Origin of the sequence: Streptomyces sp. NPDC058678 (assembly GCF_042714835.1) — a bacterium.
Lineage (GTDB): Bacteria > Actinomycetota > Actinomycetes > Streptomycetales > Streptomycetaceae > Streptomyces.
In genome coordinates, this window is the sequence record NZ_JBHXSG010000028.1 from 56,380 (window position 1) to 68,245 (window position 11,866).

At 73.2% G+C, this 11,866-nt stretch carries 9 protein-coding genes and 1 pseudogene; 6 read left to right on the forward strand and 4 right to left on the reverse strand.

From position 1 onward, the window contains the following. The first annotated feature begins 23 nt into the window (after nucleotides 1–23). Both ACFWWR_RS24645 and ACFWWR_RS24650 read left to right on the forward strand, forming a co-directional pair. The gene (locus ACFWWR_RS24645) at nucleotides 24–1,202 is read left to right on the forward strand and encodes an aromatic acid exporter family protein (RefSeq protein ID WP_383863081.1); all 1,179 of its coding nucleotides are present in this window, start codon (nucleotides 24–26) and stop codon (nucleotides 1,200–1,202) included. A 429-nt stretch (nucleotides 1,203–1,631) separates the two neighbouring features. Further along, nucleotides 1,632–2,660 carry an SDR family oxidoreductase gene (locus ACFWWR_RS24650; protein ID WP_384305323.1) on the forward strand — a complete coding sequence of 343 codons (1,029 nt, stop codon included), beginning with the start codon at nucleotides 1,632–1,634 and terminating at the stop codon, nucleotides 2,658–2,660. A 105-nt stretch (nucleotides 2,661–2,765) separates the two neighbouring features. Here the strand turns inward: ACFWWR_RS24650 and ACFWWR_RS24655 are convergent, their stop codons facing one another. From ACFWWR_RS24655 to ACFWWR_RS24670, 4 genes and pseudogenes are all read right to left on the reverse strand, one after another. After that, nucleotides 2,766–3,047, reverse strand: coding sequence for a hypothetical protein (locus tag ACFWWR_RS24655; RefSeq protein WP_383863086.1), 282 nt, complete (start codon nucleotides 3,045–3,047; stop codon nucleotides 2,766–2,768). Between the two features lie 62 nt (nucleotides 3,048–3,109). Further along, nucleotides 3,110–3,487, reverse strand: a pseudogene (locus tag ACFWWR_RS24660) (ROK family protein); the annotation flags it as partial. Nucleotides 3,488–3,637: 150 nt separating this feature from the next. Then, nucleotides 3,638–4,618 carry a phosphotransferase family protein gene (locus ACFWWR_RS24665; protein WP_383863089.1) on the reverse strand — a complete coding sequence of 327 codons (981 nt, stop codon included), beginning with the start codon at nucleotides 4,616–4,618 and terminating at the stop codon, nucleotides 3,638–3,640. 35 nt (nucleotides 4,619–4,653) lie between these two features. After that, nucleotides 4,654–7,830 carry a bifunctional cytochrome P450/NADPH--P450 reductase gene (locus tag ACFWWR_RS24670; RefSeq protein ID WP_384305325.1) on the reverse strand — a complete coding sequence of 1,059 codons (3,177 nt, stop codon included), beginning with the start codon at nucleotides 7,828–7,830 and terminating at the stop codon, nucleotides 4,654–4,656. A gap of 150 nt (nucleotides 7,831–7,980) precedes the next feature. On the opposite strand from ACFWWR_RS24670, the gene ACFWWR_RS24675 reads away from it, so the two are divergent. The 4 genes from ACFWWR_RS24675 to ACFWWR_RS24690 all read left to right on the forward strand — a co-directional run bounded on the left by ACFWWR_RS24675 (nucleotide 7,981) and on the right by ACFWWR_RS24690 (nucleotide 11,810). Next, entirely contained in the window at nucleotides 7,981–8,628 is a 648-nt protein-coding gene (locus ACFWWR_RS24675; protein WP_384305327.1) for a PAS domain-containing protein, read from the forward strand. 134 nt (nucleotides 8,629–8,762) lie between these two features. Continuing rightward, nucleotides 8,763–9,257 (forward strand): FBP domain-containing protein, encoded by a 495-nt coding sequence (locus ACFWWR_RS24680; protein ID WP_384305330.1) that lies wholly within the window; start codon nucleotides 8,763–8,765, stop codon nucleotides 9,255–9,257. Nucleotides 9,258–9,452: 195 nt separating this feature from the next. Then, nucleotides 9,453–10,715 carry an aromatic acid exporter family protein gene (locus ACFWWR_RS24685; protein WP_383863101.1) on the forward strand — a complete coding sequence of 421 codons (1,263 nt, stop codon included), beginning with the start codon at nucleotides 9,453–9,455 and terminating at the stop codon, nucleotides 10,713–10,715. A 54-nt stretch (nucleotides 10,716–10,769) separates the two neighbouring features. Next, entirely contained in the window at nucleotides 10,770–11,810 is a 1,041-nt protein-coding gene (locus ACFWWR_RS24690; protein WP_384305334.1) for a hypothetical protein, read from the forward strand. Nucleotides 11,811–11,866: the final 56 nt, after the last annotated feature.

An 11,866-nucleotide genomic window follows, 5' to 3' on the forward strand; every position in this document is an offset into this window, starting at 1 on the left:
GGCCACGCGGTTACTCACCCGGAATGATCCGTGTGACAGATGGCGTACGAGTGAGCTGCGCCCGCCCGGCCGACGCCCTGCGGCGGGAGGCACACGTCGTGGGGCAGGCGGTCCGGGCGGTCTGGCGAGGACCCGGGCGGGAACGTGATCTGGTCATCCAGTCGCTGAAGGCCGCGGCGGCGGCGCTGCTCGCCTGGTACGTGGCGAGCGACTGGATGGGCGATCCGATGGCCCTGATGGCGCCCTGGGTGGCGCTCGTGCTGGTGCAGGCCACGGTCTACAGCTCGCTCAGGCAGGCCGCGCAGCAGTTCACGGCGATCTGCGTCGGGGCGCTGCTGGCGTCGGCAGCCCAGTGGCTCACCGGCGACACGCTGGGTGCGCTGGCGCTGTGCGCGCCGGTGCTGATGCTGCTCTCGAACTGGCACCGCTTCGGCGACCAGGGCATCTACGGCGCGACCACCGCGGTGTTCACCCTCGCCACCGGTACGGTCACGGCGTCGGCGGTGGGGCACCGGGTGGGGCAGGCGGCGCTGGGCGCGGTCATCGGGGTCGCCGTCAACGCGCTCGTACTGCCGCCGATCCATCTGCGGAACGTACGGGAGAACCTGGCGGCGCTCGCCGCGGAGACGGGCGACCTGCTGCACAGCCTCGCCGGCGATCTGCGGGACAGCGAGTGGGACGCGCAGTCCGCCGCCGGCTGGTCGAGTGCCTCGTCGCGTCTGGAGCGACGGCTGGAGGCGTTGAGGTCGGCCCGCGGCTGGAGCCTCGAGAGCCTGCGCTTCACCTCCGGCCCGCTGCGGGCCCTGCACCGGGTGCCGCCGACCGTACCGCCCGTGGAGGAGGACGAGCGCTGGAGTCGTATCACCGGGCATGTCGGAGCGCTGACCCAGACCCTGGCGGTGGCGGCCGACGGCGACCGCACGCCCGCCCCGCCCGACGGCCCCGCGCTGTACTCGTACGCCCGTCTCCTGGAGCTGATCGGGGACGCGTGCCACGCGGAGAACCGGCGGCTGCTGGGTACCGACGAGGACACTCGCCCGGACGGCGAGGCCGACGCCAGGATGCGGAAGCTGCACGAGGAACTGCAGAGCGGGCTGCGGGAACACGCCGCGCAGGACGCGGGCAGGACGGCCGTTCTGGGGACTCTGCTGCTGCAGGCGGAGAACCTGTGGAACGAGACTCTGCCCGCTGACGCCCGGTGACCGTGACACGGAAGAGACCCTGCCCGCCGACGCCCGGTGACCGTGACACGGATCACCCCACGGGGCGTCAGACCGTGGAACATCCACAGGTGGTTGCCCGTTGAACAAACCGTGGGTGCGGATGGGACAGTGTCCCCGGGCCTCACCTTTTGCCCACAGGGACGATCGTTCGGCTGAAGCCCTGTGGAGCCGTTCGCCGAGAGGCGACCGCCATCCGCGCCCACACTGAGCCAGCCCCGACCGTGATTCCCCCGTCCGGTCGGGGCTTCCCCCTTTTCTGCCGGCACGTCTGCCCGCCCGGCAGGGCCACCGGTCACGCTCGACGTCGAGAGCACTCCCCTTCGCGCTCCCGAGCAGGGGGCCGCGTGCATCGCCGACGGCCGGGTACTCGGGCGGTCCCGTCGGACCCGCGGCCGAGAGGAGCCGAAGGTGAGCAGCACAACGGGCAGCAGGATCGTGGTCACGGGCGCCACCGGCAATGTCGGCACCAGCCTGGTGCGCCTCCTCTCCGAGGACGCGAAGGTCGAATCCGTGCGGGGGCTGGCCCGCCGGCTCCCCGACTGGGAGGCCCCGAAGACGGAGTGGTCGGCGGTCGACCTGGCGTCCGACCAGTCCGACCTGATCAAGGAGTTCGAGGGCGCGGACGCGGTGGTCCATCTAGCGTGGGCGTTCCAGCCGACGCACGACCCGGCGACGACCTGGCGCACGAACGTTCTCGGTTCCATCCGGGTGTTCGACGCGGTGGCCACGGCCGCCGTGCCGACCCTGGTGCACGCCTCGTCCGTCGGCGCGTACTCGCCGGGGCCGAAGGATCACGCGGTGGACGAGAACTGGCCGACGCACGGCTGGCCGGACGCCGCGTACTGCCGGGAGAAGGCCTATCTGGAGCGGGCCCTGGACACGTTCGAGCGCGACCACCCCGACATCCGGGTGGTGCGGATGCGACCAGCCTTCCTCTTCAAGCGGGAGTCGGCGAGCGAGCAGCGCCGCATCTTCGGCGGGCGCTTCCTGCCCGGCCAGCTGGCCCGACCGGACCTGCTGCCGTTCCTCCCCGACATCCCGGGCCTGCGCGTCCAGGCCCTGCACACCGACGACGCGGCCAAGGCGTACCGGCTCGCCGTGGGCACCAATGTCAACGGCCCCTTCAACCTCGCGGGCGAACCCCCCGTCGACGCGGAGCTGCTGGGTGAGATGCTCGGCGCCCGCCCGGTACGGCTGTCGCGCCCCGCGGCCCGCTCGGCGATCGCCGCCGCGTGGGGCCTGCACCTGCTGCCCGCCTCCCCGCACCTCTTCGACGCGGTCCTCCGGCTTCCCCTGATGGACTGCACCCGTGCCCGCACGGAACTCGGCTGGCACCCGGACCACACGGCCCCGGAGGTGCTGGAGGAGTTCCTGCTCGGCATGCAACAGGGGGCGGGCGCGAGGACGGAGCCCTTGCAGGGCCACAAGGTCGGCTGACCGGCCCGGCATCGGCTGATCTTGTGATCCTGATCGGCTGAGGGGCCCTGGGTTCGGCGGCAGTACGCGGCCGGGCCCAGGGCCCCTCAGCTCAGCGGATGCGGATCACGCGGATGGTTCGTCCGGTACCGGGTGTTCGGGGTGGACGGCGCCCGATCGCGGGGCGCCTCGCCTGCCCGTTCCCGACTCGTCCGTGTCGGGAACGTCGGCGGTGGGCTCGTCGGACTCCGCGGCGTCCGCGGCCTCGTCGGTGTCGAGGGTGTCGCCCCGGGCGCGACCGGCGCCGACCTCCCAGGGGTCCTCGCCGTCGTGCGCCTGCTGGTCCGGCAGGTCCCGGGGCAGGGGCGCCCCGTTCTCGCCGGGGCCTTCGTCGCGGTGCTCGGCCACGGTGTCCTCCCTTCGCGTGGTGCGGGCGCCACGCGAGTACCTCCCCGGTGACCGGCGAAACGTCAGGACGGAGTCCGCTCCTCCAGGGCCGTGCGCCAGGCCGGCGCCGGTCCCTCGGGCGCCGGCTCGGGGCGCCGGCTCGGGGCGCCGGCCTCCGCGGGCGAAGCAGTCGGCGAGCGGGAGGACCGCGGCGCCGACGGTGACCGCGTCGGGCCCGAGCCGGCCGAGCTCGACGGTGACCTTCTCGGCCGGTGGCGCAGGGCGTACGACACTGCGTGCCGTCGTACGGCGGGCAGGAACCGCGCGCCCATCTGGAGCCCGGCCCAGCCGCCGATGAGGATGCGCTCGGGCTGGAAGAGGTTGATCAGGTCGGGGGACAGGCCCGCGCCCAGGTACTCGGCGGTCTCCTCCAGCACGGCGACGGCGACCGGGTCGGCGTCGCCGTGCTGGAGGAGACCGGAAAGGCGGCGGCCTCGCGCCCCGCCATGTGGCTCCTCCCGAACCCTGCCCGACCTGCAACGCACCCGGCGGGACCACCGGACGGGCGTTTCCTCGCTGCTTGATGCACGACCTGAACCAAGCGTTCCGGCCTAGTGAGGGGCCAGTTCCTCGATCTCCTCCAGGGCCGCGACGAGTTCCGGGGCGACCGCCTCCTGGACCCAGCGCTCGCGGTCGGCGTCGACCGCCCGCGGAACCGTCTCGCTGAGCATGATCAGGTAGAGGTAGGCGCGGTAGGAGGCGAGACGGACCCGGGCCGGGGTGTCGAACTCGACCCGCCCGCCGGCTTCCCGGTAGCCCGCGAGGAACGCCTCGTCCTTCCTGATGTCGCCCAGCAGTGCGAGGGAGACGAAGTCCGCGAGGGGGTCGCCCCAGAACATGCGCTCGCCGTCGATGAGACCGCCGATACGGGGCTCCTTCCCCGCCGGACGGTCCAGGAGGATGTTCCCCTCCCACAGGTCGAAGTGGACCAGGCGGGGAACGGTGACCTCGTCGAGGGCGGGGAGGGCGGCCCCGATCGTCCGTGCCACCTCGTCGGCGGGCCGGGGCAGTCGGGCGCGGTAGCGGCGGGCGTCGTCCAGAACCGCCGCGACCATGGCGCCGAAGGCCGTCCGCCAGTCGGGGGCGAGCGGTCCGAGGGCGCCGGACGGATAGCCGAAGCCCGGCCCGGTCACGGTGTGCAGCCGAGCCACCTGGCGGCCCAACTCCGCGCGCAGAGGTGTGCGTTCGGATTCGGTGAGGGAACCGTTCCACGGTTCGCCGGGGCAGGCCGTCATCAGCAGATGCGGTACGGCGGTGTCGCCGCCGACCGCCACGACGTGCGGCGCCGTCACACCGGCCTCGGCGGCCGCCCGGTAGAACTCCGCCTCGGAGACCAACAGACGGCTCTCGTGCCGCAGGCCCGGCACGGTCGGCGCGGGGGGGACCTTCAGCACGTAACGGCTGCCGTCGGAGAGGAGGAGTTCCTCCACGGTGTTGTAGGTGCCCCCGGCCAGCGGGCGGACGCGGGTGAGGCGGCCGGCGGGCAGGCCCGCCTCCTCCAGAACGCGTCGGGCCCGTTCCCCGGTGTGCATCGAGTCCCCCACCGCACCCGCCCCTTTCCCCGCGCTCAGCCCGCCGCGTACACGTCCTCGACGTAACGCCCGTTCCGCACCAGTTCGTCGAGCCACTGTTCGGCGGCCGCCTCGTCGGCGTCCGGCGTGCGCTCCCGGTACAGGGTACGGAACGCGTCCCGCACGCCCGGCGCCATCCGCGTACCGTCGCCGCACACGTGGATCCGGGCGCCCGCGTCCAGCAGTTCCCCCACCTCGTCGGCCTCGGCGGCGATCCGGTGCTGCACGAAGGCCACCCCGCCCTCCGGGGCCGCGCTGAAGGCCGGGCGGAGCCGGACGGCACCGGCGGTCTCGGCGGCGCGCAGTTCGTCGGCGTGCAGGAAGTCGGCGTCCGGGGCGTCACAGCCGAAGTAGCAGATGGCGGGCGGGAGTTGTTCGCCGCGTGCCAGTGCGGCGACCCGGTCGGCGACAGCTCCGCGGAAGGGGGCCAGACCGGTGCCCGCCGCGATCATGACGACCGGCCGGGAGTGGTCGACGCGGAAGGCATCCCGGCAGGGCTGGACGCGGGCGAGGACGGTGTCCCCGGGCTGCACGCCGGCGAGGTACCCGGAGCCCACGCCCTGGTAGGTGCCCGCGCCGGAGCGCGAGGGCGCCTCCAGCAGGGAGACCATCAGGTCGATGCGGTCCGGGTCGGCCGCCGGGGACGAGGACACCGAATAGTGGCGCGGTCGCAGCGGCGCGAGGAGGTCGAGCAGGGCGGACCAGTCGAGGGCGCCGCGCAGGGCGGGGTACGACTCCAAGACCTCCACGAGGGTGCGCGGGTCGTCGGTGAGGGTGGCCAGCTGGGCGCGTTCCGGCGGGCAGGGGTTGGCGGCGGCCAGCGCGGACAGCTGGTCGGGCGTCGGCCGCTGCTGCAACTCGACGTGGTATGTGAGAAGTTGACGGACCGTCAAGGGTTGGTTCACGGCGAGGCCGTCGCGGCGCGGGCGGGTGGGGCGAATGTCCAGTACGGCGTCCAGGTCGACGCCGAGTGCGGCGGCGGCCCGCTCGACGAGGGCCTTGCCGTTGACCGGGAGGACACTGACGTGGTCGGCGGTCCGGTAGGTGGTGCCGGCGGGCAGGGCGAGCCGTACGAACCGCTTGAGGCGGGGGTGGCCGGGGGCGGTGAGGTCGTAGGACTCGGTCACGGTCATCGGGACCAGCTCGTGGCGCTCGGCCAGGGCGTCCAGCGGTCCCCCGGTCAGCGTCCGGACCTCATACGCGGCGGTCGGCGCCGCCCCGGTGGCGGCGACGGCGTCCGGGTCGCCGTACGCCTGGAGGAGCGCGGTGCGCAGCCCGGCGGCGAAGGCGCGGACGGTGCCGGTGAGGTCGCCGGAGGCGTCACCGGCGGCTCGCTCCAGGAGGCGGGTGCCGCCCAGGCCGGCGAGGCGTTCGTCGATGCGGGTGGGGAAGTGCTGGTAGGTGGCGGCCCAGTTGCGGTCGCCGACGCCGAGGACGGCGTAGGTGACGCCGGTCGCGTCCGTGGCGTCGTCCAGCCAGGCCGCGAACTTCCGTGCGTCGTCCGTCGGCTGGCCGTTGTAGGAGGCGGCGGTGATCACGACCACCCGGTCGGTGGGCAGACCGCCGGCGTACGCGTCCAGGGGCGCGACCTCCGCCTCGCAGCCCATGGCGGCGGCCTCGTCGGCGAGTCGGCCGGCGAAGTCGCGGCAGGTGCCGTAGTTGCTGCCGTGCAGGAAGAGGGCACGGGTGCCGGGGCGGACGCGGGCCGGGAGCTCGGTCTCGGCGGCCGTGGCATCCCCGCGGACGGGCGCCGCACCCGGCAGAGGTGCGTGGGTGCGGTCGGCCGTGGTGCGCGGGGTCAGGGTGAGCGTGAAGCCGTCCGGCTTGAGGGTGAGCGCCTCCTTGATGGCGAGCCGGTAGTCGGCGTGGTCGTGGAGGCGGTAGCGGTGGACCAGCAGCGCGAGCAGCATGGTCGCCTCGTGGAGGGCGAACTGCCGTCCGATGCAGGCGCGTTCACCGGTGCCGAAGGGCTTGAAGGCGTGCGGCGAGCGGGCGGCCTCCGCCTCGGGGGTGAAGCGGGAGGGGTCGAACAGCTCGGGGTTGTCGCCCCAGACCGGCTGGCGGTGCAGCATCGGGGAGACCACGGTGAGGGTCTGGCCTGCGCGCAGCGGGATCCGGCCGCCGAGCAGGGTGTCCTCGCGGGCCTGGCGGCTGAAGGCGGCGGCCGTCGGCCACAGCCGCAGTGCCTCGTTGACGACCTGGCGGGTGTAGGTGAGCCGTCCGACCTCGTCGAACGTCGGCTCGGGGTCGGCCGTGTCGCCCCACAGGGCGTCCACCTCGCGCTGCACGAGCTGCAGCACGGCTGGGTCCTTGGCGAGGTGGTACATCGCGAAGGACATCGCCCCGGAGGTGGTCTCGTGCCCGGCGATCAGGAAGGTGATCACCTGGTTGCGGATGTTGGTGGTGTCGAGGGTGGTGCCGTCGGCCGGGTGCGTGGCGGAGAGCATGAGGCCGAGGAGGTCGTCGGAGCCCGTCTCGCCGGAGGCCGCGCGGGCGCTGATCACGTCGTCCACGACCTGCGCGAGATACCCGGCGTCCGCGCGGAAGGCCTCGTCCGCGGCCGTGTGGTCGCCGTCCGGGGTGCGGGCCAGGCGGGTCATCGCCCATTCCAGGCAGCGCACCATCGACTCGACGAAGGGGTGCGGTTCGGCGCGGTCGAAGGAGCCGAAGTCGTAGCCGAACCCGGTGAGGCCGATGGTGTCGAGCGTCATCCGGGTCATGTCGTCGGGGATGTTCACCGGCTGCCCGGCACGGGCGGCGCGGTCCCAGGAGCCGATGAGCCGGCGGGCGACGTCCAGCATCACCGGGTGGTAGGTGCGCATCGAGCCCAGCGCGAAGGCGGGCATCAGGATGTCGTGGGCCTTGGCCCAGTTGGGCTCGTCGTTGTACGCGGTGAACAGTCCGTCGGCGGCGAACTCCCGCACGTTCTCCAGGGCGGGTCCGACGGCCTTGGCGAACCGGCTCTCGTCGGCGAGTTCGGTGACCAGGTCGAGATCGGCGACGAAGGTGGCGTCCCGGCCGTGCAGCCGCCGCACCAGCAGCGGGCCGTGCTCGCGCATCAGCCCCATGATCTGCTGGAGGGGTGTGCGGCCGGGGCCGGTGGCGGAGATGTCGACGAGGGGGACTCCGGCGAGGGAGGGGAGGACGGGTGCGGTCTGCGCGGTGGGGGGCATGGCGCGACAACTGCCTTTCGCGGTACGGAACTACTGCTTCCAGGTTCATCCACCGGCCCCCCGGGTCCGCGCCGCCCGACTACATGATTGTGTAGTACATGTAGACGCGTGGGCCTTGCGCCGGGCGGCCCACCGTGGCAGGAGGTGCGGATGGAAGGGGACCGGCGGGAGGCCGTGGTGTGGCGCAACCGCGCCCTGATGCTCTTCGACCGGGTCTCGGTGCCGGTCGCGGTCTGCGACGTGTACGGCGCCGTCCTGCTGGCCAATCCCGCGATGGCGGCGGAGTGCGGGACGCCCCCGGGGCGGCTGCGCGGCCGGGACGTGCTGGAGCTGTTCCGGCCGCAGGAGGCGACACAGGTGGAGCGGATCGCGCAGGCGCTGCGACTGCGCCACCGGTCGCGCTACCAGGTGGCGGTGCGCTGGGAGGCGCCCGGCGGTGTGCGGCGCTGCGGAGAGCTGACGGCGGACCCGGTGAGCGACAGCGTCGAGGTGACACCCGCCCTGCTGGTGATGCTGCACGTACGGGGCGAGCGCGAGTCGCCCCCGCCCGAGGCGGCGCCGGCGCCGGCCACACCGGTCGAGGCCCGCATCCTGGCGCTGCTCGCGAGCGGTGCGACCACGGCCCGGGCGGCCCGCGGGACCGGCCTCACCGTGGACGGCGTCACCTATCACCTGCGGCGCCTGTCCGCACGCTGGGGCGCGGCGAACCGTACGGAACTGGTCGCCCGGGCCTACGCGCTGGGCGTGCTGGTCGCCGGGGCGTGGCCGCCGAGGGCCGCGGACACGTCGGGGGAGTGAGCCCCGTCGGTGGAGCGGCCGTGCGGCCGCATCGCCGACGGAAATTGGCTGGCCCCTCCCCCTCACGCCTGCCTACCCTGGCCGTCAACCTAATACCCCTAGGTTTCAGAGCGCGACCACCCAGGAGGCTCCCCATGAACCCCCTCACCGAGCACGACATCCGCAACTCCTTCGTCAACTGCTCGAAGGGAGAGGCCAAACGCCTGCCCCTCCCCCGGGACCTCGACCAACGCCCGTGGGACGACCTGGACTTTGTGGGCTGGCGGGATCCCGGAGCACCCGACCGCAGTTATCTGGTCACCGAGCGGGAGGGCCGACCGGTCGGCGTCACCCTGCGATTTCCCTCGTCCAAGCGCGGCTTCCTGCACCGCAGCATGTGCTCGCTGTGCCTGACCACCCACCCGGGTGGCGGCGTCTCCCTGATGACCGCCCGCAAGGCCGGCCCGGCGGGCCGCGAGGGCAACTCGGTTGGCCTGTACATGTGCACCGACCTGGCGTGCTCCCTCTATCTGCGCGGCAAGAAGGCCCTGGAATCCGGGTCCCGCTTCGAGGAGAGCCTGACCCTGGAGGAGCAGATCGTCCGGACGAGGAGCAATCTGACCGCCTTCCTGGACAAGCTGCGCGCCTGACCTGGCCGGCCACTGGTCCCGCGGCCGAGCCGCCTCCAGCCCCTCCCGGGCCGGCGATCCGGCGGACCGCAGGTCGAGTGCGTCGCCCTGCGGACGGGATCACCTCAGGCGGAATGACAAACTACGTTTCCTTACGGACAGTTTCAGTCCTCAATGAGTACCTTCGGTACATCGGTGGAAAGGGACAGCCCGAGGATGCGAGACGTACGGGAGTGGACGACGTCCCTGGTGCGCTTGGTGAAGCGGCACCGGGACCCGGTCGTCGTACAGGCGCTGCGGTCGTCGGCCGCGGCGACGATCGCGTATGTCATCGCGCTGCGCCTCAGCCCCGAGGCGGCTCCGCTCACCGCACCGCTGACCGCGCTGCTGGTCGTCCAGGTCACCCTCTACTCCACGCTCACCACCGGTATCCGCCGGGTGAACTCGGTGGTGGCGGGGGTCTTCGTCGCCATCGCCTTCAGTCTGCTGGTGGGTCTGACCTGGTGGAGCCTCGGGCTGCTGATCATGGCCGCGCTGGCCGTCGGGCATCTGGTGCGGGTCGACGAGTTCGTGCCCGAGGTGGCGATCAGCGCGATGCTGGTGCTCGGGGTCACGACCGTCGGGGACACGGCGTGGGCGCGGGTGCTGGAGACGCTGATCGGCGCGGTCGTCGGCCTGGGCTGCAATCTGCTGTTCGCCCCTCCGGTGTGGGTGGGCGAGGCCGGGGAGTCGATCGAGGGGCTGGCCCGCCGGGTGCGGCAGTTGATGCTGAGCATGGGCGAGGAAGCGGCGGGCCGGACGCCCGTCGAGCATGCGACGGCCCGGCTGCACGAGGCGCGCCGGCTCGACCACGACATCGTCGAGGTGGACGCTGCCCTCAGGCAGGCCGAGGACAGCCTGCGGCTCAACCCGCGCGTGAAGGAGGGCCTGCTGCACCGCGTGGTGCTGCGCACCGGCCTGGACACGCTGGAGATCTGCACGGTCGTGCTGCGGGTGCTCGCGCGCACCTTCACCGACCTCGCGAAGGAGCGCGACTCCGAGCCCCTTCCACGCTCCTTCGCGTCGGAGACGGGCGCCGCCGTGGAGCGGCTGCTGTCGGAGATCGCGGATGCCGTGGTCAGCTTCGCGGTCCTGGTCACCACACCGGTGAGCCTGAACGCCGATGCGGCGGAGTCCCGGCTGACCGCCGAGTTGCGACAGGCCGCGGCCACCCGCGACAAGCTGGCCCAGCTGTTGCTGGAAGAGGTCCAGCGCGACGCCCGCCAGTGGCAACTGCTCGGTGCCGTCCTCACCGAGGTGAACCGGATCCTCGACGAACTCGACACCGAGCACCGCTCGCGCCGCCTCCTGGAGGAACTGGACCGCGTCTCCCGCGAGCAGCGCGAACGCATGCCGCGGCTCACCCGGCTGCGGGAGGGTCTGCGCGTGCCCGAGCAGCTGCGCCGGAACCGCACGGACGCCGAGCGGCGTTCAAGGTGAAGAAGTCACCTTGAGGCGGCGTGCCTCCGGGGCCGGGACGAAGGGGGCGGGTCGATGACCGACACCACCGTGCGGATCGACGGGAACACACTGCGGCTGCCGGGCGGTGCGGCGGTGCGGTTCGTGCGCACGCTGCGGCTGCCCGAGACGGGCACGCATCCGCTGCCGCCGGGGCTCGGCGGGTTCCCCGTCCGGCGGGTCTCCGACTACCCGGACACCGTCCCGCAGCAGTGGCGGGCGCGCGGCGGGGTGATGCTGCCGGTGTACCTGCGCGAGGCGATGTGGCTCAGCTTCTCGGGCACGAGGGAACCGGCCGCGTTGCAGGTCGGGGTGGGCAAGGTGTGCGCCGTCTCGGGCAGGCCCTGGAGTGACCGGCTCGCGCGCGATCCGCAGAACTACGTCGTGCTGCCGCGTCAGCCGTGGCTGGACGGCATCAACTCCGGGAAGGGCACGGTCCGCCAGTTCGTGGCGGTGCCGCTGGGCCTCGGCGCGACCGTCGAGGGCCAGGTCACGGGCGAGGAGGTCTGGGGCGGCGTACAGCTGCAGTCGTTCCCGCTGAACGACGGGCCGCTGGCCCGGTGGCGGGAGGAGGAGCGGCTCCGGGCCGAGCGGGCGCGGGCGATGCCGACGCCCGGCATGAGCTACGGGGCGGCCATGCCGATGGCGATGGCGCCGGCAGCTCCCGCCGCGACCGCGGGCCCGCCGCGGGCCGCGGCCGCCATGGGCCTCGGCGTGGGCGGTTCGATGCGCCAGGAGGTCTACCGGGACGACCGGCCGCTCACCGACTGGGCGGAGCAGCCCGCGGGGCGGGTGTTCGTGCACCTGGTGACGCCTCCCGAGTGGCGCCGCATCACCGGCGAGGCTCCCCCGCCCTCGCCCGTGGACCGCGCCGCGTACACCCGTGCCGGACTGCCCTGGTTCGACTACTACGACCAGGACGCCGAGGACCTCACGGCCACGGACACCCTCCAGGGCGTCAAGCCGGTCGGCGACTGGCTGGGGGACGACCACGAGCCCTGGCAGGAGCCTTCGCCGCAGCAGGTGCAGCCGCTGAAGGACGCGCCGGGGAAGCCGGTCGCGGACGGCGACTGGTGACCCCGGGGCAGCGGACCGGCGGGACTCCGGAAACTGTTGCGCCTTGCGCAACGCAC